Here is a 26478-nt window from a genome sequence, read left to right as displayed (position 1 = left end):
AAAAAACGGCCTCCAAAATAATTTGGGGACCGTTTTGTTAGTTACTTATCTTCATGGGAGACTTCTTCAGCTATTTTTTCTTGTCTAATTTGAACAATTTCGCCTTGACTTTCGACATCAATCACAAATGAGCCGTTAGAGTAACGATCAGCTAACGAATGCTCCTGAACCAAAACTTCAATTATTTGCGAAGTAGCTGTTGAAACTTGCCAACGCAAAATCTGATTAAGGTTAGCTGCATAAATAATCCGATGCGGCTTACGTTTCAAATCACGTAAAATCTTCACTCCACGCCGAGCACGTGAGGTTTTAGGTATTTCAGTGACTTTCATCCGCTTAAAGGCTCCACGCTGAGTTAATAAGCCTAAAATATCCTCTGACTTAACCAAAATAACAGCTGTTAAATAATCATCACGTAAATCCATTGCTTTAACTCCAGCGGCTCTAGGCCCACTAACTGGAACTTCTGCTAACGAATACCTCAAACCATAACCACCCCAAGAACAAGTGACTACATCTAGTTGCTCTACTTCATTTGGCTGAAGATAGGCAACCTGAATTAAACGATCATTCTGATCTTTTAATTTAATTGCTACGGCAGCACGAGTTCGATAAGTTCTTCCTGGTTTTAAAGAATTTAAACTTGTTTGTTTGATAGCCCCTTGACGAGTAGCTAAAACAAAATTTCCTGTTTGATTTAAATCTTTAAAGACAAAAGCCTGTAAAATGTTTTCATCAGTCGCTAAACCGACCGTTTGTGATAAATGTTGGCCAGTATCCTTCCATTTGACATCAGGTATTTCATGAATTGGTCGATAAATCAAATTTCCGTGGTCAGTAAAAATCATCAAATGATCTAATGTATTAGCTGTTACTTGTAAAACTATTTGATCATCTGGTTTGAGTCCATTATCTGCTTCATCAGTGGCAGAAAAAGAACGTAATGAACTGCGTTTTAAATAACCCGAGCGGCTGACCAATACAACAACATCCTCTGGAGCAACCATCACCTCAGTCTCAATTTTTAATTGCTGAACTTCTGCTTCAATTTTAGTTTTTCGTGGAGTCGCATATTCATGATCAATTGCAGTTAACTCCTCTTTAATGACACGATCTAATTCACTTGGATTATGCAAAATTAATTCGAATTGTTTAATCTTAGCAGCTAGTTCGGCAGCCTCTTGCTGCAAAGCTGTTACATCGGTATTAGTCAACCGATATAATTGCAAAGAAACGATTGCTTCAGCTTGTTTTTCCGTAAAGTCGTATTCAGCTACTAAATTATTTTTAGCGTCTTGCTTGTTTTGACTACTACGGATGGTTTTAATCACTTGATCAAGAATTGAGAGTGCTTTAATTAAACCGGCAACAATGTGTTGACGTTCTTGAGCCTTTTTCAAATCAAACTGGGTTCGTCTTGTGACAACTTCCCGCTGGTATTTAACATAAGCAGCCAAGATCGTCTTCAATCCCACAAGTTCTGGCCGCATATTGTTGATTGCCACCATATTAAAATTATAGGAAATTTGCAAATCAGTGTTTTTAAACAAATAATTTAAAATACCCTGCGTATTGGCATTTCTTTTCAACTCAATTGCAATCTGCAATCCCTGTCGATCACTTTCATCACGAACTTCAGCTATTCCCTCAACCTTTTTAAGAAGTCGAATCTCGTCAATACGTTTAACCAGAACAGCTTTGTTAACTTCATAAGGGATTTCCTTAACTAGAATTTGTGAACGACCACCCTTTAATTCTTCAGTTTCCGTTTTTGCCCGAAGTATTACTCGACCACGACCAGTCTGATAAGCTTTCAAAATGCCATCTTTGCCTTGAACAATGCCTCCAGTCGGAAAATCTGGTCCCTTAACAAATTTCATTAAATCTGCTAACTCAGCTTTAGGGTGAGCCAATAAATAAATTACTGCCTGAATAGTTTCATGTAAGTTATGTGGAGGAATTTCAGTTGCATACCCAGCTGAAATTCCCGTAGCACCATTAATCAATAAGTTAGGAAATCGAGCTGGCAAAACAGTCGGTTCTTCCTCGGTGTCATCAAAGTTGGGCACAAAATCAACTGTTTTTTTCTGTATATCACGCAATAACTCACCTGAGATTTTACTTAAACGAGCTTCAGTATATCGCATTGCCGCCGGCGGGTCGCCATCCATCGATCCATTATTCCCATGCATCTCTACTAATGGTTCACGAACTTTCCAATCTTGACTAAGCCGAACCATTGCCTCATAAATTGAGCTATCTCCATGGGGATGAAAGTTACCCATCACATTTCCGACCGATTTAGCTGACTTTCGAAAAGCTTTATCATATGTGTTGCCGTCCTGATTCATCGCATATAAAATTCTTCGTTGAACAGGCTTCAAACCATCACGGATATCCGGTAAAGCTCGCTCTTGGATAATGTACTTTGAGTAGCGCCCAAAGCGTTCACCCATTACCGATTCAAGCGAAAGTTCTTGAATGTTACGGTCATTTGTTGTTTCTGTCATTATTAATTCTTGCCTCCTTCATCTACTGAGTTTGGCTGTGATCCACTAGTTTTAAGTCCATGGGCACCTTCAACAACAGCATTATCAAGCAAACTGCCATCTTCTTCGAGTGTAAATTCTACATTTTTTTCAATCCAACGGCGCCGAGGTTCAACTTTGTCTCCCATCAAAGTTGTAACTCGTTTTTCAGCTAAAGCATTATCATCAATTTTCACTCTAACTAATGTTCTTGTCTCCGGATTCATCGTTGTTTCCCAGAGTTGATCAGCATTCATCTCACCAAGTCCTTTAAATCTTTGCAGAGTGTAACCTTGCTTCATTTCTTTAATTGCATATTGCAATTCTTCATCCGTCCAAGCATATTTAACTAAGACTTTCTTTTTGATTTTTTTCTGCAATTTATAAAGTGGTGGCAAAGCAATATAAACTTTTCCAGCTTCAATCAATGGGCGCATATATTTAAAGAAAAAGGTCAACAACAATATCTGAATATGAGCACCATCAGTATCAGCATCCGTCATAATAATGATTTTATCATAGTTTGCATCAGGCAAATTAAAATCAGTACCCGCTCCGGCTCCAATTGTATAGATCATTGTACTGATTTCTTCATTTTTTAAGATTTCAGGTAATTTGGCTTTCTCAGTATTTAAGACTTTCCCTCTCAAAGGCAAAATTGCTTGGAATTTTCGATCTCTGCCTTGCTTCGCAGAACCACCCGCTGAGTCTCCTTCGACCAAGAACAATTCGTTGTGCTTGGCATTTTTTGATTGCGCCGGAGTCAGCTTTCCGGACAGCAAACGTTCTTTATGGTGCTTTTTCTTTCCATTACGTGATTCATCACGAGCTTTTCGAGCCGCTTGACGAGCCTCACGAGCTTTAAGCGCTTTTCTAACTAAGTCTTGAGCAAATTCACCATTTTCAAGCAAGAAAAAGCCTAGTTGTTCACTGACAATTCCGTCAACAATTGAACGAGCCTCAGGCGTACCCAATTTTTCTTTGGTTTGTCCTTCAAATTGTAACAAGTCTTCTGGTACTCGAACTGAGATAACTGCTGCTAATCCTTCACGAACATCTGATCCTTCTAAATTTTTATCTTTTTCTTTTAACAATCCAACTTGTCGAGCGTAGTCATTAAAAGCTTTAGTCCAAGCGGAACGCATACCGACTTCATGAGTGCCACCATCTTTAGTCCGCACATTATTGACAAAAGAAAGGATATTTTCTGAGTAACCGTCATTATACTGTCCAGCTACTTCAACTTCAATTTTTTCCCGTGTACCTTCAAAGTACATTACTGGGCCTAAAGTGTCTTTATCCTCATTTAAATAGTCAACAAATTCCTTAATTCCCTCAGCATAAACAAATTCATCTTGCTGATCATTTCGTTCGTCAACTAAGATTATTTTGACACCTTTCAGCAAAAAAGCCGACTCTCGTAATCGTTCGGCTAACACATCGTAATGATAATGAGTAGTTGAAAAGATTGCTGGATCTGGTCGAAAAGTAACTTCTGTTCCACTTTTTTCTTTTGTTTTACCTAATTTGCGCAGTGTTCCTTGGGGGTTACCGCCATTAGAAAAATCTTCTTGATAAGCAACACCATCACGAACTGTTTTGACAGTTAACTTGCTAGATAGAGCATTAACAACGCTGGCACCAACGCCATGTAGGCCACCAGAAGTTTTATAACCACCTTGGCCAAACTTACCGCCAGCATGCAAAACAGTAAAAATTACTTCGACTGTTGGAATTCCCAATGCATGCATGCCCGTGGGAAGTCCTCTTCCATGGTCGATTACAGTAACACTTCCATCGCGATGAAGAATCACTTTGATTTCTTTTCCAAAGCCACCCAAGGCCTCATCAACCGCGTTATCAACAATTTCATAGACCAAGTGATGCAGTCCTTTGCTATCGGTCGAACCAATATACATTCCCGGTCGCTTACGGACAGCTTCAAGCCCTTTCAGCACTTGAATCGAATCGTCATTATAGCTGATATTACCCATGAATGTAATTCCTTTCTACTTAAGAATTTATGCTTGCGAAATAATACTAACCTAGTTATCATACCTTATTGAATCTTAAAATGTAAAGTAATCTCCTGTTCAGGCTAACCATTAAAATAAAATTTAAGCCTTATTTAGTCAATTTTTATACAATTCAAAAATCTATTTTGAGGATAGTTTGATAAGTGCTAAAATGAATATTAGCCAGTTATGAGGAGGGCATAAATTGAATTTAAAAATTTTTGAAATGCTGGTGATTGCCTATTTGCTTGGATCAATTCCTTCAGGCGTTTGGATAGGAAAATTATTTTACCACAAAGATATTCGTCAATACGGTAGTGGAAATATGGGAACGACTAACACTTTCCGTGTCTTAGGAAAAAAAGCTGGAATGGTTGTGTTATTGTTAGATATGTTGAAAGGAACTTTAGCTGCTTGTCAGCCTTATCTATTTCACGTATCAATCAATGTTTTGATTATTGGCTGTGCTGCTGTTGCTGGCCATGTCTTCCCACTTTTTGCACGGTTTCGAGGTGGCAAAGCCGTTGCAACTAGTGCTGGAATTTTACTAGCCTATAATCCAGTCTTTTTTTTAATTGCTTGGGTTATTTTTCTAACAACGCTTTATTTAACCAGTATGGTTAGTATTGCTAGTATGGTTGGAATGACTTTGATCACTATTTTGTCATTCTTTTTCCACGATAGCATTTTAACAATTATTGCTTTAGTTTTAACAATTTTTGTCTTTTATCGCCATAAAGGAAATTTGAAACGAATTCATGAAGGTGATGAAAATCTTGTCCCCTTCGGCTTATATTATCGTCGTCATCAATCTAAGAAATAGTGCATTTCTAACTTAAAACGACTGAGTTTGGTACTTAAAAGTACCTCATTCAGCCGTTTTTTAAGCTTAGTTAAAAAATACTAATCGTATATGATGCATTGAAAAGTTGCTGTTGCGCTAATTCATGAATTCCACGTTTCTGCTGCAATTCACCAGTTGAACTAAGATCATCAGCTAAGCCCCACCAAGGTTCGATACAAACAAAGGGAGCTTCAGCTGGATATGGTGACCAAATACCTACATACTCAGTTGCTGGCAAGTCTAAACGAACACCATGTCGATGAGCAGTTGTTGTCAATTCAAGCAAAACAGGGTGCGCTAGCTGATAAATTAAAGCATCTCTTTTAAAGGCTGTTCGCGTTAAACGTAAACCAGCCATCCGATCATCTTGAGCAGCCGAAATATCTGTATAATTACCTACTAGTGGAATTTTTAAATAATTTCCTACTGGTTGAAACTCAACTAAGTAATCATCAAACGACTCATCTTTTTGCAAAGGAACATTAAATGCTGGATGCCCCCCAATTGAAAAAAGCATTTTTTCATCAGACAGATTTTCAACTTGGTAACTTACCTTTAGAGCTGAAGCTTGTAAAAAGTAACCTATTCGCAGTTTAAAGTCGAAGGGATAAATTGCTTTAGTTGTCGCTGATGAATTAAGCTCAAAGATTAAATGATCTGAATCTTTTTCAATCACCTCGAAATCACTATCGCGAGCAAAACCATGCTGATGCATTTCATAATTTTCGCCACCATAACGATATTGATCATCTTTTAAACGACCAACAAATGGAAATAAAACCGGTGCGTGCCTGCCCCAGAATTTTGCATCTGCTTGCCATAAATATTCAATCTGCGTATCTTTATTAAACAGGCTTTGCAGTTCAGCACCATGATTTGAAAAAGTTGCTTTAACTTGTTCATTTTCTAAATAGACTTCCATTAAATTACTGACTTCCCTTCAAAACTAAAGAATATATTGACTTAAATCTTTGTTTTTAGCAATGTTTCCAATTTTTTGTTCAACATAAGCCTCAGTAATTGTAATATCACCCATCTGCATATCGGGTCCTTCATACAATAAATCTTCCAATAGTTTTTCTAAAATTGTATGCAGTCGTCGTGCTCCAATATTTTCATTTTCATGATTTACCTGGTAGGCAATCTCAGAAATTCGCTGAATTGCTTCAATTGTGAAGGTAACTCTGATGTTGTCTGTTCCAATTAAAGCCATATATTGCTTGATTAACGCATTACTTGGTTCAGTCAGAATTTTAACAAAATCAGTCGCACTCAAATCATCCAACTCAACTCGGATTGGAAAACGTCCCTGCAATTCAGCAATCAAATCACTTGGCTTACTTTCATGAAAAGCACCAGATGCAATAAACAAAATATGGTCAGTATTCAAAAGACCATACTTTGTTTGAACTTGAGATCCTTCAACAATTGGTAAAATATCACGTTGAACTCCTTCACGAGAAACTTCACCGCTGTTTGTTTTACTTTTAGAAGTTACTTTATCAATTTCATCAATAAAGACGATACCCGTATTTTCAGCACGTTTGATTGCCCGATCAGCTACTTCGGCAGTATTAATCAACTTTTCAGCTGCCTGCCGTGCTAAAACCTCCCGAGCATCAGCGACTGTCATTGTCCGCATAACTTTCTTGGTCGGTGTCAACGCTGATAAAGCATCACCAAGATCGATTCCCATTTGCCCTAACATGCCAGCTTGGTTTTGATAACTGCGATTAGGATCCTCAACAGGAACCGTTACTGAACGATTTTCAAGCAAGCCTTTCTTCAATTTCTCACTGACTGATAAACGTTGGTCACGAATTTCATCAGTAATATTTTCTTCAGGTGTCTGATTAGGCATCAAATTATCTAAATTTCCATTTTGCAAATTCTTTAACATTTGCATAAAGTTCTGTTGTGATTCAGCTTGTTTTTGCTTTCTTTCCGCAGGAACTAAGAGCTTAATTAACTGTTTGTCAGCTTCTTGCACAGCTTGTGAATGAACTTGTTGATATTCAGCTTCTTTTTCCATTTTATAAGCCACTTCAACTAAATCACGAATCATCGACTCAACATCACGACCCACATAACCAACCTCAGTAAATTTAGTTGCTTCAACTTTCACAAATGGTGCAGCAACAATCTTAGCAAGTCGACGAGCTATTTCAGTTTTGCCGACACCTGTTGGTCCAATCATCAAGACGTTTTTAGGGGTGATCTCAGCTTGCATTTCTGCGTCAAGCTGCAAACGACGATAACGATTTCTTAAAGCCACCGCAATTGCTTTTTTAGCATCTGTTTGACCGATAACATAGTTGTTTAGTTCTTTAACAATCTGTTTGGGAGTTTTATCTATTGGGTTCATTTTCGCTATCCTTTCGTGATCCATTTTATAATTCTTCACCAATAATGTGATGATTGGTGAAAATATCAATATCACCAGCAATTCCAATTGCACTCTTGGCAATGTCTAAAGCCGACATATCAGCTGCATGTTGCTTCAAAGCTTTAGCAGCCGCCAAAGCAAAGTTGCCACCTGAACCAATTGCTAAGATATCATCATCGGGTGTTATCACTTCACCGCTACCAGACACCAATAATAAATCCTTTTTATCCATAACAATTAATAATGCTTCTAGTTTTTGCAAAGCTTGATCACTGCGCCATTCTTGAGCTAATTCAACAGCTGCTCGTTGGAGATTACCACTGTATTCTTCTAATTTTTTTTCAAAACGTTCCTCTAAGTTAAAGGCATCAGCAACACTGCCAGCAAAGCCAACCACCACTTGGTCATGATAGATTCGACGAACCTTTCGAGCAGTTCCTTTCATAATAACTTTTTCGCCCATTGTGACTTGTCCATCACCAGCCATTGCCGTGTGTCCTTGATGACGAACCGCACAAATTGTAGTTGCATGAAATGAAATTTTAGTCATAAGTTCCTCCTAAATAGCAATAATTTTATTTATTTGTGTATTAAGATCTCGGAAAATACTTTTGATAGTCACGCTGCAAATGTTCCTTAGTAACATGCGTGTAAATTTGCGTAGTTGATAAACTACTATGTCCTAAAAGTTCCTGAACAGCGCGTAAGTCAGCACCTCGATTTAACAAATGCGTAGCAAAAGTATGCCGCAGTTCGTGGGGATGAATTGAAGTTGTTAGACTACTTTCTCTAACAATTTTTCGCAAAATATAAGCTACGCCGGCTGCTGTCAGCGGTGCACCATAATGATTAATAAAAACAAAGTCATGTTCAACCTGGTATTTTGCCATTATTGGCAGCCGCACTTTTTCTAGATAATTTTTCAAAGCCTGCTGACAGTATTTACCAAAAGGAACATAGCGATCCTTTCCACCTTTACCATGCAACAACATTGCTTTTAAACCAAAATCGACATTTTTTAGAGCTAACCCGGTACACTCACTGACCCGCATTCCAGTCGCATAGAGCGTTTCCAATAATGCTCGATCACGTAAATCCATTGGCTTATCACCAGCAACCGCTGTAAATAAAGCTTGCATTTCATCTTCATAAAAAAAACGTGGTAATGCCCGGGGATGCCGCTTTAATTGGACATAGGAAAATGGGTTATCATCTATCAAATTATTCTTCTGTAAAAAGCGGTAAAAAGAACGTAAACTCGAAATAATTCGTGCAATTGATGCTGGCTGATAAGCTTGGTCATATAAATAACTCATGAAAACATGCACATCAAGACGCTTAACTGCAGTTAATGAACTTATACCACCATTTTCATTTAAAAACTTTACAAACAGCTCTAAATCTTCCGTATAAGCTTTTAAAGTTTCTGGAGAATATTGTCTTTCAACTCGCAAATATTGTTGAAACTGTTCTATTAAGTCAGCTGAAATTTTTACCAACTCCTGCCTATTAGAATCTTTTATTGATAGTTGTCGTTTTTATTGTAACATAACCGCTCATAGATAGGATTATCATCACTCAACTTATCTGATTCTTAGCAAAAAAGCGGCCGTTAAAAAGTTACCAGCCGTTTTGAATTATTTTTCTGCCTCAACATAATCACAATTGCTGCATTTGATTTTTTTGCTATTCTTACTTTTCTTTTCAATCAAATAATGCCGACATTTAGGGCAAGTTCGTCCAACTGGCTTATCCCATGACACAAAATCACATTCTGGGTAACGTGAACAGCCATAGAAAACACGATTTTTTTTCGATTTTCGCTCAATAACTTCACCCTGCTGACATTTAGGACAAGTAACACCAATTTCTTTAACTATTGGTTTGGTGTTGCGGCAATCCGGGAAACGACTGCAGGCATAAAACTTACCGAAACGGCCTAATTTAATCACTAGAGGTGCCCCACAAATATCACAGTTAATTCCTGCCGGTTCATCCTTAATTTTAACTTTAGCCATTTTTTCTTCTGCCGAGGTGACCTCTTTAGCAAAGGGTTGGTAGAACTGATCGATTACTTTAACCCATTCCTGCTTTCCCTCTTCAATCTCATCAAGTTGATCTTCTAGGTTTGCTGTAAAATCAACATTTAAAATATCTGGAAAGCATTTTTCCATCATTGAATTAACAATTTCACCCAGTTCAGTCGGTTCAAACTTACGAGCTGCCATCTTAACATAATAACGTTTTTGAATTGTACCTAAGGTTGGTGCATAGGTTGATGGCCGGCCAACACCATTTTCTTCCAAAGTCTTAATTAACGCCGCTTCGGTATATCGTGCTGGTGGTAAAGTGAAATGCTGATCCGGTTGATTAGAAATCAATTTTACCGATTGGTTGACTTTCAAGTCTGGCAAATTATTATCTTTGTGCTTTGCTTCTTTATAAACTAACGTAAAACCAGGAAATTTCATCTTCGAGCCACGTGCACGATATGTTACTTGATTTTGCTCGATATCAACTGACATCGTATCAAAAATTGCTGGTGTCATCTGACTGGCAACAAAGCGAGACCAAATTAATGAATACAATTTAAATTGATCTTTATTTAGATACTCTTTAATCGAATCCGGTGTCCGCATGGTTGAAGAAGGTCGGATTGCTTCATGGGCATCTTGTGCCCCTTCAGCCAACTTTCCCTTCCGTGGTTTAACAGCTGCATATTCACTACCATATTTTTCATGAATAAATTCTGATGTTTCATGAACTGCGATATTGGAAACTCGAGTCGAATCAGTTCGCATATAAGTAATTAAACCAACTGAACCACCTTTACCAAGATTAATTCCTTCATACAATTGCTGCGCAACCATCATCGTTTTTTGCGTCCGAAATTTCAAAATATTATTAGCTGCTTGCTGCATTGTACTTGTCGTGAAAGGTAATGCTGGAAATCGTTGACGTTCTTTTTTATCAACTTTTTTTATTAGAAAAGTTTTTTTAGAATCTAAGCGCTGTAAAATAGCTTGTACATCATCATTATTTTTTAAAGGCTTTTTCTTACCGTCAATTCCTAAAAAGCTTGCAGAAAATTGTTGTTGTCCGCTCTTGAATTTAGCATCTATTGTCCAATACTCTTCCGGTTTAAAATTCCGAATTTCTTGTTCACGCTTAATTATCAAGTTCAATGCAATAGATTGAACACGGCCAGCACTTAACCCTTTTTTTATTTTCGCCCACAATAAAGGACTGATTGAATAACCAACTAAGCGATCTAGAACTCGGCGAGCCTGCTGAGCATCAACTAAATCCATGTTGATTGAACGAGGGTATTTGAATGCATTTTTGACAGCGTCTTTCGTAATTTCATTGAAAACAACTCGATTACTATCTTTGGGATCGAGCCCTAAAAGATAAGACAAATGCCAAGCAATAGCTTCTCCCTCACGATCAGGATCGGCTGCTAAATAAACTTTACTGGCTTTTTTGGCTTCTTTTCTTAATTCCTTAATCACATCACCTTTTCCACGAATTGAAATATAATGTGGTTGATAATTATTTTCCATATCAATTCCCATTGTACTTTTAGGAAGATCACGAATATGACCTAAGCTGGCCATAACTTTATAGGTCGAACCTAAATATTTTTCAATTGTTTTTGCTTTTGAAGGTGACTCAACGATTACGAGTTTCTTTTTCCTTTTTCTAGTTGTTTTGGTCTTCGTTGTTTTGGTCTTCGTTTTTTTCTGAACCGTTGGCATAACCAGACTCCTTTTTCGTAATTTCGAAATCGCTAATCATGTTATGCTACATTAACCCGATTTGTCAAGCTCAAAGAAATTCTTCCCAAATATCTAGTGGCTGCAAAATTGGCTTTGCACCGGCTGCAATCAACTCATTAGTTCCTTGTGAAAATAAAGAATTAATTGGACCGGGAACAGCTAAGACATTCCGATTTTCTTGCAATGCCAAATTAGCAGTAATTAAACTGCCACTATGATGTTGGGCCTCAATTACTAATAAATTTGAAACTAGTCCAGCAATAATTCGATTACGAGCTGGGAAATGATGCCGTAGCGGTCGTTCATTAAAACTATATTCACTAATTAACAAACCATTAATTGCAATCTTTTGCTGCAATTGTCGATTGAACTTGGGATAATAAATATTTAAGCCGTTTCCAATAACTGCAATTGTTGGTTTAGCAGCATTCAAACTACACTGGTGGGCTAGTTGATCTACCCCGGCTGCTAAGCCACTCACCGTAACTAAACCACGTTCTAGCAATACGGTTAATAATTGGTTGATCACCAATGGCGCATAAGCTGAGTGTTTCCTTGAGCCTACAACTCCCAAAAGATGTGACTGGTGTGTCAATCCCCAATCACCTTGATAAAAAAGGATTATTGGTGGATCATAAATTTCTCGTAATTGAGCTGGATATTCATCATCCAAAATTGTCATAACTGAACTATATTTCAAATTTAATTGGATTTGCTGATTAATTTCAGGCAAAAATAATTGCTGCCATAACCAGCTAGAGCTTGTATTAGGTTGGTGCAACAAATCAATAATCTGAGTTTGATTAATTTTCGTTGCTTGCTGGAAATATACTGCTGTTTTCTTTAGAGTAACCGGTGAAATAGCTGGACATAGACGCATTCTTAAAAGCAATTCTTGTTGTTTCATTATTAACTCACTCCTACATAGTTTAAACTACGCAAAAGGCCTAACTTTTTAAAAAACTTGTCACTGGTGCAAATGTTTGGCGATGAATTGGAGTAACTCCATGCTCTTTTAACCCTAATAGATGAGCTGCAGTTCCATATCCCGCATTAGCTGAAAAACTATAACCCGGATAGATTTGATCATAAAACTCCATCAAATGATCACGCCAAACCTTAGCTACAATACTGGCCGCCGCTACACTGTTACTTTGAGCATCTGCTTTAATTAATTCTAATTGCGAAATAGGCGAATCAATTTGCATTGCATCTATAATTAGCTGTTGGGGCTTAATCGATAAATTGTTAACTGCTTGTTTCATTGCTACACGGGTTGCTTGATAAATATTCAATCGATCAATTTTTGTGTTATCTACTACTCCAATTCCAACTGCTTGGGCCTGCAACAAAATTTGTGAATACAAACTTTCCCGCAGTTTATGACTCAACTGTTTGGAATCATTAACTTGATAAACTGCAAAGTCCGGCGGTAAAATAACTGCGGCTGCAACAACTGGGCCTGCTAACGGTCCCCGTCCAACTTCATCAATACCAGCAACTATCTTATTTTCCTCCCAAAAAGTTCGCTCATATTTGAAACGTTCATCAAACCTTTCTTGCTGTTGCTTTTGTTTTAACTGACACCGATAAAATTTTTCTAACAGTTGTTGAACGCCTTTTCGTGAATCATTTTTGAACCTGTCAAGTTGCGCCTCACTTGGAGTTTGTCTTAATAAACTTTTTATATCTCTAATTGTTTGCTTATTTTCCATTATTTACTTTCATCCAATTTTTCCACCAATTTTGGTACTTGATCTAAGGTGTAGCGTCCCAATTTTCCTTGACGACAATCAAAGATAATTCGTTGACTTGCACGTTCATAATCGTCACGCAACCCAATTTTTTGCGTAATTAGCAATAGCAATTCTGGTAATTCCATTTGGAGATCAGTTTTCTTTAAATGATAGCGTTCTAATAATTGAGTTGGCTGCTTTTGTTCAAAATATTCCAAAGCAAACAGAGCAATATCATCAGCGGCAAATAAAGTGTCTTTGATTGCACCGGTTAAAGCTAGCTTCTGTCCAATCAAAGGATCTTCAAACTTAGGCCATAAAATTCCGGGTGTATCTAATAAATCCAAAGTTTTACCTACTTTAAGCCATTGCTGAGCTTTAGTTACTCCAGGACGATTACCAGTTTGTGCCGCCTTTTTACCCACCAATTGATTCAGTAAAGTTGATTTACCAACATTGGGGATTCCTAGACATAGGACTCGCAATCGCTTTTTCTGGATTCCTCGTTGCTGCTGCTTAGCAATTTTTTCAACTAAAACCGACTGAATTTTTTTCTCTATTACACTTGCACGATCATGTAAACTATTAATTGCTAAAACTGGTTGTTGTTGTGTTTGATAATAATTGACCCATCCTTGAGTTTCGGTTGGATCTGCCAAATCTTTTTTTGTCAGCAACAGCAGACTTGGCTTATTTTGGATCAGTTCTTGCACCAATGGATTTCTTGATGATTCTGGTAAACGAGCATCAGCTAATTCTAAAACTAAATCAACCATTTTTAAATTCTCTTTTATTTGACGGATAGCCTTTGCCATATGTCCTGGATACCATTGAATTTTACTCATTTTAATTCCTCCGTATTTCTAAAACTTATACAGCCAGCGCCAACAATTAAGCGGCCAATAAATCAAAATTGCTTTGCCTACGATCCAACTACCCTCAATTGTGCCAATCGTCCGTGAATCTTTACTAATTCGACGATTGTCACCTAAAACAAAATATTGATTGCGCGGAATTTTATTTAAGCCCGTTAATTCTTTCAAGGTAAAGTCTGATGTATAGTTTTCATTTTTATCGGCTATTTCGCGACTAATAAATGGTTCACTGATTCTTTGCCGATTTATATATAAATGATCATTTTTGTACTTTAATGTATCACCTGGCAACCCAATTACTCGTTTAACATAAGTAACATGGTCAGGTGTTTTAATTATCACGATGTCGAACCGTTTAATCTTTCCGGGTAAAGTAATCAGCATTTCTTCTTTTGAATGCAAAGTCGGCTCCATAGAAATTCCGTTTACTTGAATTGGAACCAGCAAAAAAGATTTGATAATAACCGCCACTAACAAGGCCCAAAAGACTATAGCTATCCAGTATTTCAAGTGACTTACATTAATTTTATACTTTAGTCTCATTAACTTCTCCTAAAAAGAGTCGCTACCAATTAGTTTGCCTAAAGTTATTTTAACAGAAATTTACTCAAAAAAATGGAACGTTACCGTTCCATTTTTAACTAATTCTATTTCAAAACATTAATAGCTGCTTGATAAGCATTATCACGTTGACTAATTTGTTCGGCAACCTTTTCTTCTAATTTATTAATAGTCTGGGCATCTGCTTTACCAGAAACTGTTAACTTGTTGTCCTGCTGAAATTTCTTGACAGCTGCCACAGTTTGATCACTAAAGTATCCGTTAGCTTGCCCCGCACTATATTGCATTGCGTTTAACAACACCTGCATTTTTTTAATTTGATTCGAAACTTGTCCTTGCTGATAGGTTTTTTGAGTGTCAATAGCCGTTTGATAAGCGTAACTTGGATAGTCGGCTTTAATGGTTGGTTGTAATCCCTTATGATTAATCCAATCGCCATTTGGCGTCAGCCATTTAGCAATTGTCATCTTCAACTCAGTTTGATCACTAAATGGTAAAGTGTTTTGAACTGTTCCTTTACCATAAGATTTAGTCCCAATTAATTGATCACCAGCTGATTGATGCAATGCTGCAGAAAAGATTTCAGCCGCACTCGCACTACCGCTATTAATTAAAACAACCGTTTTACCAGTTATCTTATAGCCACTATCATATTTTTTACCTGCACGGTAAACTTGTTGTGCCCCGGTTCTTTGCTGGACACGCAATAAAACCTTCCCGTTTTTAACAAAAATTGAAGACATCTTTAAAGCTTGGTCCATCAAGCCACCCGGATTATCTCGCATGTCAATTATAAACGACTTAGCTCCCTTTTTCTGCAAGCTCTTTAACTCAGCTTTAAATTCCTTAGCGGTATTTTCAGAAAAAGTTGAAACTTGAACATAACCGACTGTTGGATGATTCTTAACAATTTTACCACTAACCGTCTTAACCGGAATCGTTGCACGCTTCAAAGTCTTCGTAAAGGATTGATCTCCACGCTTAATTGTCAAAGTTACACTAGTTCCCTTTTTACCACGAATTAACGATACCGCTTTATTCACGGAATAACCCGTAATTGATTTCCCATCAATTTTTTCAATAATATCTTTAGCCTTTAAACCAGCTTTTTCTGCTGGGGTTCCTTTGATTGGTGAGATTATTTGGATATGTGAGCCGCTCTTTTGAACTTCAGCACCAATGCCAGTGAAGCTACTGGAAATTGTATTACTCAACGACTCTGTTTCCGATTTTGACATATACTCAGAAAACGGATCCCCCAGCGAGTCTACCATACCATTTAGTGCTCCATTAACTAACTTAGTACGACTAACACTTTTATAATAATTGTTATACAAAGCTGAATAGACAGTACTAATCTTACCTAAAGATTGATTCGTTGCCTCTGCTTCTTGTAATTGATGGTTCATGAAAAGAAATACAATTCCGCCGCCAACTATCAAACAGGTTAAACTGCTGCAAATAATTGTCAACCAGCCAAAACGTTTGGCCGTTTTCGTCTTTTTTTGCTTAAACATAGTCCATTCCTCGCAAACTTATTTAATTTATTCCATTTTTTCCAAATACTGTTGCCATGCTTGGTCAAAAATAGTCATAGACGGTAAATATCCTGCATTTAATTCTAAATAATTGGATATTTCATCATAGTTATCTGACTGTTTAGGAAAACTTTGATCAAAAAAAGCACTATTAGCAAATTGTGCCAAAGCAGTTGAACTGTTAGCGTTACGTTCGGTCATTAAATACTGATAAAAACTTTTACGATACATTCTTGCCTCCTAAATTATTTTTTAAAAGGTACATCAACTTTGAATTTAAATTGATTCTTAGTCAAATCAATTTTTTGTGCCCGAACGCTAATACCGTGAAAGCCCTTAATTTGGCGCAAATTAAGCCGAATTGTTTCCTGCTTACTATTGATTGTAACCCATTTACCTAAATTATAGTTTTTCTGGATATAACTTAAAATAAACTTTGGTGGTGCATTTAAAGTTCCAATCGCAACACTTTTAGCATGCAGTAAAATATTTCCTTGACTAGTAACAGTTGGTTCCGTATACAAGGAAAAAGAAACACTTTGTCCCAATAACTTAGTTGTTCCCACTAAAACAGCAGCTTGGTCAACATAAAACTGATACTTAATCTTCTCATGTTTTTGTTGACGTTTTAGATAATAGTTAATAGCTGCGTTTAATTGCCGCTTATTCATCTCAACGTTGATTGTAGCTTGCTGTTTGAGTGAACTGGTTTTCTGAGTTATTGCTTGTTCTTGTTGGTTAGGAGCTGTTATTTGCTGAATCAAATAAAGGCCACTGCCCAATATAATTGCCAACAGACCAATAAAAGCCCATTTCCAATAATTGTATTTTCTACCCACTTTTTTAGTTGGCTCTTTTGCTCGTCGCAAAATATCTCCCCCCTATGATTTATGCCAAGTTTTCTCATGTTGCAACATAACTTGATACAAACGGCTGGTCATATAGCGGTAACCTTTTAAATTAGGATGAAAATGATCGGCTGATGATAAATAATGATTTTTTTCTTCTTTATCGCTGAATACTTGATTTAATTTGGTTTCATTTAAAGTCGTAATGTCAGTTACCGAAGTTTGCTGTAATTGTTTGGTGTTTTTATAGTATTGACCAGTTGACATTCGTTGATCAATATTGACAAAATAAGCATTTTTTATTTCAGCAACTGCTTGTTTAGTGGTTGTATTCCAAAGCTCCGTATATTTTTGAAATTGCTGAATTTTAGGAAAGTATACATAAAATGGATTATAAACCGAGTAAACAAAAATTGGTGCAGTCGAATTGTACGCTCTGACTTGCTGCAACAGTTGATTAACCTTGTTTTGATAGATTTTACGTGATGATGCAACCGCTGCTGCCAATTGACTGTCTGTGAGATTCGAAAACTGCTTTTCAAAAACTTGCATCAAATCATTTCCACCCACCGTCATGACAATTACATTTGCTTGCTTTACTTGTTGCTGAATTGTTTGTGAGGCCTGTAGCCGTTGCAAAATCTGATCGCTACGATCGCCAGCCTTTCCATAATTCAAGGTTTGAACTTTAAGATGCGGCAAAGCTGTCAACTTTTGCTGAATCAAGCCGACATAACCACCTTGATTGGTCGTATCTCCTACGCCTTGTGTTAACGAATCGCCAAGAGCAACTAATTTTAATTGTTGCGTTTTGATTTTTTTAGTTTTACTTGACACAGCTGCCGTATTTTTAACGGAGTTGCTAGTTTTGGCAGTTGACTGTGATTGACCCTTGTTCTGGTTAAGCAAATGCCAACCACCAAAAACAAGCAAGGTTAAACTTAACAAAATCGCTAAAAATTGCAACCATGTTTTTAAAATTTTCAATCTAAGATTCCTTTCAAAAAATTTGAAGTATCTGTTAAAATATTTTGAGTGCCTAAATTTCACTATAATAATTAAAGTATAGCAAAAATTACCATTAAATTCACATTAGAAATTAAAAAATCAGCAAAAATTAGTGAAAGTTTATTATTTTAATAAAATATCAAATTGCAAAAAATAATTCTAGCTAGTTACTGAGTAACTTTAATACTTAGCAGCTATTAATTAACAGCCCGTGATAGTTTACTTGTTTCATAACTATTCGATCAGCTATTTACTCCTGTTAACTATTGGCATATTTTTCTAGAGTAGTAAGCGACAATTTGCTAGTTCGCCGACTGTAAAGTTTGAACTGGTGCGGATATTTATTTTGTTGATCCTGCCGCCCTTTTTTAGCCCAGATTAAATCAAATTCTGACCAAGGCAGGGATGGCATTTTGACATCACCTTTAAATGCAGCTGCAATCTTAGTAACATACAGTAAATCAACTTGATCCGCAAAGGCAGCAAATAAACTAGCTCCACCAATGATAAATTTCAGTTGGTTATCACTTTGATTGAATGCTACTAATTGCTTAGTGGTATGAAAAATTTTAACTCGCGAATCGGTAGCATATTTTTGATCGTATTCACTTGAACTAGTCAAAACACAATGCGGCCGTCCAGGTAAGATTCCTGGTAAACTAGCAAAGGTCTTTCGTCCCATAATCATTGGATAACCTTGAGTTACTCGTTTGAAATGAGCTAAATCCGCGGGCAAGTACCATGGCAAATGCCCTTGAAAACCAATTTGATGATGGAGATCTTCTGCCCAAATATAAGCTAACATATTTTTCTACCTTTCTAGACCGCTACCGGCGCTTTAATTGCCGGTGCTGGATGATAGTCAGTAACTTTAATATCAGCCACCTCAAATTCCGCCAACGAATGTTTTGCTGGATTTAACCACAGCTGTGGTGCTGATTGCGGCTTTCTAGTTAATTGCTCTTGTGCTTGAACCAAATGATTTGAATATAAGTGTGCATCACCTAAAGTATGCACAAATTCTCCAAGTTCTAAACCAGTTTCACGAGCAATTAAGGCAGTTAACAACGCATAACTAGCAATATTAAATGGAACACCTAAAAAGGCATCGGCGCTTCGCTGATATAATTGACAGCTTAACTTTCCTTGATTGACATAAAATTGAAACAAAGTATGACATGGTGGTAACGCACTTTGCGGCACATCTTCTGGATTCCAAGCAGTAACAATTAAGCGGCGGGAATCAGGTGTTTTTTTAATTCCATCAATCACATTTTGAATCTGATCAATAACTTGTCCATCACGAGTTTTCCAATGACGCCACTGCGCACCATAGACATCACCTAAGTTGCCAAATTTTTCAGCAAAAATATCATCATTCAAAATTCTTTCACAAAATTTCTGTTTCTGTTGTAAATACAATTGATTAAAAGTCGCATCTTGTAAACGACGTTGACCAAAATTATTCATATTCGGCCCTTGATAAGCCGCACTAGAAATCCACTTTTTAAAAGCCCATTCGTCCCAAATGTGATTATTGTGCTTAAGTAAAAAGCGAATATTCGTGTCCCCTCTTAAGAACCATAATAGTTCACTTTTAACTAAGCCAAAAGCTACTTTTTTGGTAGTCAGCAGGGGGAACCCTGCTTGTAAATTAAAACGCATCTGATAACCAAACAGACTGCGCGTACCTGTCCCAGTTCGATCACTTTTTTCATGACCGTTCTGCAAAATGTCTTGCAACAGCTTTAAATAAGGTGTCTCGACAATCGCCATTTTATTCTCCTTTTAAAATAAAATTATGCATATAGACTTAGTTCTTCCCAACGAGTCATTTTTTGTTCAATTTCTTGATCCAATTGATCTAAATTTTGCTGCAATTCAGCTAATTTATTGTAGTCGCTAGCAGAAATTTTTGTCATTTGCTGGCTTAGACCCGTTTTTTGCTTTTCTAATTGATCAATTTTTGTTTCTAACTGTTTAAATTCAATTTTTTCAGCATAAGTCAGTTTTGTCTTTTCAGCAGTCTTTTTATTCTCTTTCAAGTTTTTTTCATCAACTAATTTAGAGCCCTTATCGTTGACCTTTTCAACTTTTTTTTGCCGTTGCTGCAAATAATCGGTTAATTTGCCATCGAAAGTCCCAATTTTCGCATTACCTTCAAAAAGTAACAGTTTTTGCGCAACTTTATCCAAAAAATAACGATCATGAGATACTGTAATGACAGTCCCCTGAAAATCGGCTAAGTAATCTTCTAAAATAGTTAATGTTTGAATATCCAAGTCATTCGTTGGCTCATCTAACAATAAGACATTGGGCTGTTGCATCAGAATTTTAAGTAAGTATAAACGGCGTTGTTCGCCACCAGACAATTTTCTTATTAAAATTCCATGCATATACCTTGGAAATAAAAATTGTTCCAATAACTGTGTAACACTCAATATATTTCCTGCTTGGTCTTTAACCTGCTGAGCAACTTTTTTCAGATAATCAATTACTCGCAGATCTTGTGGTAATTTTTCAAACTGCTGTTGGTAATAGCCTAACTTAACTGTCGGACCAATAATCAATTTTCCAGCAGAAAGTGGCATTTTACCTGCTAAGACATTCAAAAAACTTGATTTGCCCGCACCATTTTTTCCAGTTATTCCAATTCGCTGACCAGCCTGAATCAATAAGTCCAATTGATCAATAATTAAATGTGAGCCAATGACCAACTTAGCTTTTTTTAATTCAATAACCTTTTTACCTAATCGCTGCTGACCTAATTCTAAATTGACCTGTTCCTCGGTAGACTTAGTAGCTAAATTTTCTTTTAAATTTTCAAAACGATTAATCCGAGCTTGTTGTTTCGTGCTCCGCGCTTTAGCACCATGCTGCATCCAAGCTAATTCCTTTTGATAAAGCTTATTTTGTTTATGCTGAGCTTCAACTTCATTTTCAAGTCGGTCAGCTTTTTGCCGAACGTAATCATGGTAGTTTCCTGGATAACTGTAAAGATGACTATGATCTAACTCAATGATTTTTTTAGCTACTCGATCTAAAAAATAGCGATCATGGGTGACAACTAATAATGCTCCCTTAAAACTATTTAGATACTCTTCCAGCCAGCTAATTGATGAAAAGTCCAATTGGTTGGTAGGTTCATCTAAAATCAGTAGGTCTGGATCTTGAATTAAGACTTGTGCTAACCCAACTCTTTTTTCTTGTCCCCCTGACAATTCTGAAATTTTTTGTTTTAAGTCATTAATCTGCAACTGTGTCAAAATTGTTTTAACTTGACTTTCAGCGTCCCATGCATCAAGTTGATTCATTTTAGTTTCAGCCCGTAAATAACGCTGTTCAACTCTTTTATCACTTGGATGGGCACCATATAATGCTGCTGCCTGTTCGTACTCTTGAGTTGCTTTAAAAATTGGGGCTGCTCCACTAAAAATGGCCTCCATAATCGATACAGTTGGATTTAGTTGTGGCTGCTGCCGTAAGTAAGCAATCCGATAATCATTAGGTTTAATCAATTCTCCCTGATCTGCTTGATCGCAACCGGCTAAAACATTTAATAAACTGCTTTTTCCGGTACCATTAACCCCAATCAGTCCAATCCGATCGTGTTCATTGATTAACAAATTGAGTTCACTAAATAGCTCTTTTTCGCCATAAGTTTTACTTAAATTTTCGACTCTTAATGTTTGCACATTGGCCACACTTTCATTTGAAATTGCAATTATGCTATTTTTTAATTATTATTCTTGCCTGTTGTAAGAGATCTTCTTTAACATTCGATAAATGACCAATAACTACCGCTTTTTCTAAATCGGCTAATAATTGTCCAACTTGCGGTCCGGGGGTTAAATTTAATTCAGTAATTAAAGTTCCACCATTAATTGCCAGTTCTTTAATATTATTAATTGGTAATTTTTGATATTTTTGTTGCATTTCAATCATCGGATTTTTTTTGCCTAATAAAGTTACGTTTTCACAGGCTATTTGAATTGCCTTCCAACCCAAGGAATACATTTGCCACTCACCCAGAGAACTATTTTCTAACAATTTAGTAGCTTGCATAGCTACGATGACTGACTTAATCAAATCATTTGAACTTTTCCATGCGCGTAACAATTCCGTCATTTCACCAGTGGTAAATTGAGCCAAATAGCCAAATAAGCACCAACCACCAGCAACCGAATTGAATTTCAAGCGCGGTAAACTAATCATTTTTTGCAAAACCGCTACCTGACCATTAAAACCGGGGCAATAGCGATAAAGCTCAGTCACAACTAATGGTCGTAAGCCATTTTGCGGATAACTACCCAATAATAACTTTTGCCATTCCTCATGAATTCGTTCAACCGCAATATGCTTTAGTAAAGCAGCGTTTTCAGCAATAGCTTTTAGGGTTTGCTGTTCAATTACAAAAGATAATTGACTAGCAAAACGAACTGTCCGCATCATTCTTAAAGCATCTTCATGAAAACGTTCATGTGGTACTCCAACAGCACGGATAATCCCTTTTTGTAAATCACGAACCCCGTCAAATAAATCAATTACCTGACCATTTAAATCCATGGCAAGAGCATTAATTGTCAAATCACGTCGTTGTAGATCATAGCTCAATGAACGAACAAAAGTTACATGATCTGGGCGACGGAAATCTTGGTAACCACTTTCTGTACGGAAGGTGGTTACTTCATAAGCTTGTTTTTGCTGCAATACAGTCACTGTTCCATGTTTAATTCCAGTATCAATTGTCCGCTTGAAAATTTGCTTAATTTCTGCTGGATAAGCGCTAGTTGCAATATCTACATCATGAGGCTTTTTACCTAATAATAAATCACGCACACAACCGCCAACAAAATAAGCCTCAAACCCTGCCTGTTGAATTTTTTTTAAAATTGGCATAGCTTGAAGAAATATTTCAGGTAAATCAGTTATTTTCATAATAAATTCTCAAGCCCAATTAATAACTTGTGCTGATCAGTAATTTTGCTGACTGCAACTGCAACTCCAGACATAAAGGAGCTTCGGTCAAAAGAATCCTGCCGAATTGTTAGAGCTTCTCCTGGTCCGCCAAATAAGACTTGTTCATGTGCAACATATCCTGGCAAACGTACACTATGAATCCGCATTCCTTGGTAATTTGCTCCGCGTGCACCGGGTAAGGCTTCAGTTTCAGCTGGATTTCCTTGGTAGTGTTCCTGACGAACCTCAGCAATTAACTTAGCCGTATTAATTGCTGTCCCACTGGGAGCATCTAATTTATTATCGTGATGCATTTCAATAATCTCGACATCTGGTAAGTATTTTGCGGCTTGTTGAGCGAACTGCATCAATAAGACAGCTGAGATCCCGAAATTCGGAGCGATTAAACCACCTGTTTTAGTCTCTGAAGCAATTTTCTTTAATTCAGCAACTTGGTCATCTTGTAAGCCAGTTGTTCCGATAACTGGTGAAATTTTATGTTGCAAAGCAAATTTCGCATTAGAAAATACAGCTTTAGGCGAAGTAAAATCAATCCAGACGTCAATCGCATGACAATCAATTTCAGCTAGACTTCGATAAACCGGGACATCCAGTTGAGAAAATTCAGCAATCTCGTTAATATTCTTTTCATCAGCTCGTGGATCAAAAACCGCTGCCAACTCAAATCCCGTGTGCTCTAAAACCATTTTAACCGTTGTATTTCCCATTCTTCCTTTGAATCCAGCAACCAGAATCTTTACCATAAAAAATCAACCTCTTTTTCATTCTGTTTCTTTCATTTTAACAGATTGTCAGAAGGCTTGCATCTTGATAAGATAATTAATCGTTAATGTAAAAAAACAGATCTAACAAGATCTGCTTTTAATTGAAATTTTAAAATTCTATTAACGACGCAAAATTTTTTTCTTAGATGTATCATAAGAAAAACCTTCACCAATGACCTCGTTTACACTTAAAATCGACACAAATGCGTGTTCATCATGACGCGAGATAATATGTTTTAGTTCCATCAATTCATTGGGACTGATAACACAATAAATGGCTTGGCGAGGCTCATTTGAATAGGCTCCAGTTGCCTGAAGATAGCTAACACCGCGATTCATATTACTAATAATATCTTTAGCAATTGCTTGATGTTGTCCACTTATAATAATTGCCCCCCGAGCTGCATAAGCACCCTCAAGGGTAAAGTTGACAATTTTAGAAAAAACGTAAGATGCTAATAGCGTATACATCATTTTTCGCAAACTAACATAACTTAATGACAATAACAAGACCATGCAGTCAATGGTCAACAATGTTTTCCCCATCGCCACACCTCGTTTACGTTCAAAAATACGAGCCACAATATCAGTTCCACCAGTTGTGCCTCCAAAACGATAAACTAGTCCTGATCCTGAACCACCAATCAGCCCAGCTAAAATTCCAGCTAAAAACAAATCATGATCAATGTTAATTGATAACGGGACTCGTTGCCACAGCCAAATAAAAAATGATAGGCTGCCAATTCCAAAAATGGTGTAAGTCAATGCCGTTTTGCCGAGATAACGATAACCAATTATGATTAAGGGAATATTTAACAAGATTGTAGACAAAGCTGGATCAATTTGAAACCAATAGCGCAAAATCAAGGTGATGCCGGTAACTCCACCTTCAGCCAAACTATTAGCAATATTAACCATTACTAGGCCAAAAGCATATAAGCTGGTTCCCAACGCTATCATTAAAAAATTAACTCCATGAATTTTTTCTGCTTGATTAGCCACCATTCCACCTCCACTAATTAAGTTCCTAACAGATAGTATCACAATTTAGTCTTTCAATAAACATTCATTAAATATTCTAATTAGTGTAATGCAGTAATAAAAGCTGCTAAACCAAAAAAAACTCCTGGGATATTAGCCCAAAAAACCGGCCAATCGCGATTTATTTTAAAATAAGCATAGATAGACCAAAAGGAACAGTTAATAGCCGCCACCAATGGTTGAATTGGATTGCCATAATCTCCCTGCAAATTATTCATAATCTGTGGAATATAAGAAATGTACATTAAAACGGCTAAAACTGTTGCTACTCGGCTTAAAATTAAAATAAACTTACTTTCCTCTTTCAAAATACTATCCTCCAAATGCCCAAAATTATAGTGACGCATAGTTGCAATTTTAATGATTAATAATCTTGATTGCAAGTTTTTATTACAATTAGTTTTTCCAGCCTTTTATTCTATCATTAAGCAGCCTAAATCAATATTATAAATTGCTAAAAAGAGTCACTCCAATTTTGAATACACAGTTTTATTTCTAACTATCATGTTAGTCAGACTAATCAATATTCTTGTAGGATATTGGCCGTAACTAAATCACCTACCAAACTAGATTTCACTTTACTATAGTTATTATATAAGTTGGAAGTTGTTGTTCTATGTTAATCATGCTATGAAATGAATATTCCGAATTTCGCTAATGTCGATTGCTTGAAAACGTTGATTAATCTTCAAATAAACTTGCTTTTCGTCAAAGCCTTGGATAACTCCTTGGAATTCGGTAATTTCTTGATCAGTATCAATTTGATTAAGTTGAATCACAATATCTTTTCTACTTTGCCAACTATGCATTAACAACTCCATAATTGAAGTCAAAGTTTGTTGTGGCCGACAAGAAGATTTTTTTAATCGTTCTTTTTTACTTAAAGCTGCTGTATGGTCACTTAAGAAAAAGCCTTGCCACTTTAACATACCCCGGTCTTGATAATAATTTTTAAAAAAGTCTTCTGCTTCCTTTTCCTTAATCTGACCTAACAGATTTTTGGGCTTAAAATTTTTATTCATTTAAAAACACCTCAAGCAAATTATACGAATATATGTTCATAATGTAAATGAGAACTTTTATTTCACATCATTTCGTCAATAATTCTAAACAACTTTTTGCTTTTTTTGAGAATATTTTAAGAGTTTCTTATAAATCAATTACTATACTAATAGTGATTAATAGAAAAGGGTGAAGCTTACGGACGAAAAAAAATCAAATCAAGTAGAAATACGATACTTAAGCGAATTATATCGACAATTAACACAGCAGCAAAAAGTCGCTAAGAAGTACGCGGCTAAATTTTGGTTTCTCTTCTTAATTGCAGCAATTTTAATTATTTATTATCCATTCATCAATAAATTTCGTGATCTACTAAACTTATTAACTTTTCTAGCTTTTGGGGCAACTTTTGCAATAGCTTTTTATCAGTTAAAATTGACTAATGATTTAAAATTGCGGTTAATTGCAATTGATGCTAAATACTTTGCACTAACGGGGCAACATCTGATTTCCAATCCTTAAGTCTTATTGTTTTTGGCGCTGCGAATTTTGCAGCGCTCTTTTTTGTGGTAA

The 26478-nt window shown here is 36.5% G+C and carries 25 protein-coding genes; 2 read left to right on the top strand and 23 right to left on the bottom strand.

All coding sequences use genetic code 11. The features are described 5' to 3' along the window. Positions 1 to 41: 41 nt before the first annotated feature. Complete coding sequence (parC, locus tag G6O73_RS03880; protein WP_057886000.1) at positions 42 to 2510, bottom strand: DNA topoisomerase IV subunit A; 2469 nt, start codon at positions 2508 to 2510, stop codon at positions 42 to 44. A gap of 2 nt (positions 2511 to 2512) precedes the next feature. Further along, the gene (parE, locus tag G6O73_RS03875; protein WP_057885999.1) at positions 2513 to 4522 is read right to left on the bottom strand and encodes a DNA topoisomerase IV subunit B; all 2010 of its coding nucleotides are present in this window, start codon (positions 4520 to 4522) and stop codon (positions 2513 to 2515) included. Positions 4523 to 4769: 247 nt separating this feature from the next. Here parE and plsY point away from each other — a divergent pair, with 247 nt between their 5' ends. Then, positions 4770 to 5366 carry a glycerol-3-phosphate 1-O-acyltransferase PlsY gene (gene plsY / locus G6O73_RS03870; RefSeq protein WP_157056698.1) on the top strand — a complete coding sequence of 199 codons (597 nt, stop codon included), beginning with the start codon at positions 4770 to 4772 and terminating at the stop codon, positions 5364 to 5366. A gap of 70 nt (positions 5367 to 5436) precedes the next feature. On the opposite strand, the gene G6O73_RS03865 is transcribed toward plsY, so the two are convergent. From G6O73_RS03865 to G6O73_RS03765, 21 genes are all read right to left on the bottom strand, one after another. Next, positions 5437 to 6309: an aldose 1-epimerase family protein gene (locus tag G6O73_RS03865; RefSeq protein WP_057885997.1), complete on the bottom strand. Its 873-nt coding sequence runs from the start codon at positions 6307 to 6309 to the stop codon at positions 5437 to 5439. Positions 6310 to 6333: 24 nt separating this feature from the next. After that, positions 6334 to 7776 carry an ATP-dependent protease ATPase subunit HslU gene (gene hslU / locus G6O73_RS03860; protein WP_162254603.1) on the bottom strand — a complete coding sequence of 481 codons (1443 nt, stop codon included), beginning with the start codon at positions 7774 to 7776 and terminating at the stop codon, positions 6334 to 6336. Between the two features lies 1 nt (position 7777). After that, the gene (hslV, locus tag G6O73_RS03855) at positions 7778 to 8323 is read right to left on the bottom strand and encodes an ATP-dependent protease subunit HslV (protein WP_057885996.1); all 546 of its coding nucleotides are present in this window, start codon (positions 8321 to 8323) and stop codon (positions 7778 to 7780) included. Between the two features lie 40 nt (positions 8324 to 8363). After that, positions 8364 to 9263 carry a tyrosine recombinase XerC gene (gene xerC / locus G6O73_RS03850; RefSeq protein WP_057886223.1) on the bottom strand — a complete coding sequence of 300 codons (900 nt, stop codon included), beginning with the start codon at positions 9261 to 9263 and terminating at the stop codon, positions 8364 to 8366. A 147-nt stretch (positions 9264 to 9410) separates the two neighbouring features. Continuing rightward, entirely contained in the window at positions 9411 to 11531 is a 2121-nt protein-coding gene (gene topA / locus G6O73_RS03845; protein ID WP_057885995.1) for a type I DNA topoisomerase, read from the bottom strand. A gap of 70 nt (positions 11532 to 11601) precedes the next feature. Then, positions 11602 to 12459 (bottom strand): DNA-processing protein DprA, encoded by an 858-nt coding sequence (dprA, locus tag G6O73_RS03840; RefSeq protein WP_057885994.1) that lies wholly within the window; start codon positions 12457 to 12459, stop codon positions 11602 to 11604. 40 nt (positions 12460 to 12499) lie between these two features. Further along, positions 12500 to 13267 carry a ribonuclease HII gene (locus G6O73_RS03835; protein ID WP_057885993.1) on the bottom strand — a complete coding sequence of 256 codons (768 nt, stop codon included), beginning with the start codon at positions 13265 to 13267 and terminating at the stop codon, positions 12500 to 12502. After that, on the bottom strand, positions 13267 to 14133 hold the full coding sequence (ylqF, locus tag G6O73_RS03830; protein ID WP_057885992.1) for a ribosome biogenesis GTPase YlqF: 867 nt from the start codon (positions 14131 to 14133) through the stop codon (positions 13267 to 13269). The genes G6O73_RS03835 and ylqF overlap by 1 nt, the downstream gene beginning before the upstream one ends. A gap of 18 nt (positions 14134 to 14151) precedes the next feature. Then, the gene (lepB, locus tag G6O73_RS03825; protein WP_057885991.1) at positions 14152 to 14706 is read right to left on the bottom strand and encodes a signal peptidase I; all 555 of its coding nucleotides are present in this window, start codon (positions 14704 to 14706) and stop codon (positions 14152 to 14154) included. Positions 14707 to 14810: 104 nt separating this feature from the next. Next, positions 14811 to 16241, bottom strand: coding sequence for a S41 family peptidase (locus G6O73_RS03820; protein WP_057885990.1), 1431 nt, complete (start codon positions 16239 to 16241; stop codon positions 14811 to 14813). Positions 16242 to 16268: 27 nt separating this feature from the next. Next, positions 16269 to 16493, bottom strand: a complete 225-nt coding sequence (locus G6O73_RS03815) for a YozE family protein (RefSeq protein WP_057885989.1) — start codon at positions 16491 to 16493, stop codon at positions 16269 to 16271. Positions 16494 to 16507: 14 nt separating this feature from the next. Then, positions 16508 to 17131 (bottom strand): YpmS family protein, encoded by a 624-nt coding sequence (locus G6O73_RS03810; protein WP_057885988.1) that lies wholly within the window; start codon positions 17129 to 17131, stop codon positions 16508 to 16510. Positions 17132 to 17143: 12 nt separating this feature from the next. Next, on the bottom strand, positions 17144 to 18097 hold the full coding sequence (locus G6O73_RS03805) for an SGNH/GDSL hydrolase family protein (protein ID WP_057885987.1): 954 nt from the start codon (positions 18095 to 18097) through the stop codon (positions 17144 to 17146). Positions 18098 to 18377: 280 nt separating this feature from the next. Next, positions 18378 to 18923: a dihydrofolate reductase gene (locus tag G6O73_RS03800; RefSeq protein WP_057885986.1), complete on the bottom strand. Its 546-nt coding sequence runs from the start codon at positions 18921 to 18923 to the stop codon at positions 18378 to 18380. Between the two features lie 14 nt (positions 18924 to 18937). Continuing rightward, positions 18938 to 19894: a thymidylate synthase gene (locus G6O73_RS03795; RefSeq protein WP_057885985.1), complete on the bottom strand. Its 957-nt coding sequence runs from the start codon at positions 19892 to 19894 to the stop codon at positions 18938 to 18940. 23 nt (positions 19895 to 19917) lie between these two features. Beyond that, positions 19918 to 21813: an ABC-F family ATP-binding cassette domain-containing protein gene (locus G6O73_RS03790; protein ID WP_057885984.1), complete on the bottom strand. Its 1896-nt coding sequence runs from the start codon at positions 21811 to 21813 to the stop codon at positions 19918 to 19920. Between the two features lie 34 nt (positions 21814 to 21847). After that, positions 21848 to 23056 (bottom strand): CCA tRNA nucleotidyltransferase, encoded by a 1209-nt coding sequence (locus tag G6O73_RS03785; RefSeq protein WP_057885983.1) that lies wholly within the window; start codon positions 23054 to 23056, stop codon positions 21848 to 21850. Then, a complete protein-coding gene (gene dapB / locus G6O73_RS03780; RefSeq protein ID WP_057885982.1) occupies positions 23053 to 23841 on the bottom strand; it encodes a 4-hydroxy-tetrahydrodipicolinate reductase in 789 nt (262 codons plus the stop codon). Before dapB ends, G6O73_RS03785 begins: the two co-directional genes overlap by 4 nt. Before the next feature lie 141 nt (positions 23842 to 23982). Further along, complete coding sequence (locus G6O73_RS03775) at positions 23983 to 24867, bottom strand: YitT family protein (protein WP_057885981.1); 885 nt, start codon at positions 24865 to 24867, stop codon at positions 23983 to 23985. A gap of 77 nt (positions 24868 to 24944) precedes the next feature. Beyond that, positions 24945 to 25250: a hypothetical protein gene (locus G6O73_RS03770; RefSeq protein ID WP_057886222.1), complete on the bottom strand. Its 306-nt coding sequence runs from the start codon at positions 25248 to 25250 to the stop codon at positions 24945 to 24947. A 276-nt stretch (positions 25251 to 25526) separates the two neighbouring features. Further along, complete coding sequence (locus G6O73_RS03765; RefSeq protein ID WP_057885980.1) at positions 25527 to 25925, bottom strand: hypothetical protein; 399 nt, start codon at positions 25923 to 25925, stop codon at positions 25527 to 25529. Between the two features lie 169 nt (positions 25926 to 26094). Here G6O73_RS03765 and G6O73_RS03760 point away from each other — a divergent pair, with 169 nt between their 5' ends. After that, complete coding sequence (locus G6O73_RS03760; RefSeq protein ID WP_057885979.1) at positions 26095 to 26427, top strand: hypothetical protein; 333 nt, start codon at positions 26095 to 26097, stop codon at positions 26425 to 26427. Positions 26428 to 26478: the final 51 nt, after the last annotated feature.

It is taken from the genome of Liquorilactobacillus nagelii DSM 13675 (genome assembly GCF_019444005.1).
Lineage (GTDB): Bacteria > Bacillota > Bacilli > Lactobacillales > Lactobacillaceae > Liquorilactobacillus > Liquorilactobacillus nagelii.
This window is presented reverse-complemented; position numbering and strand designations above follow the sequence as displayed.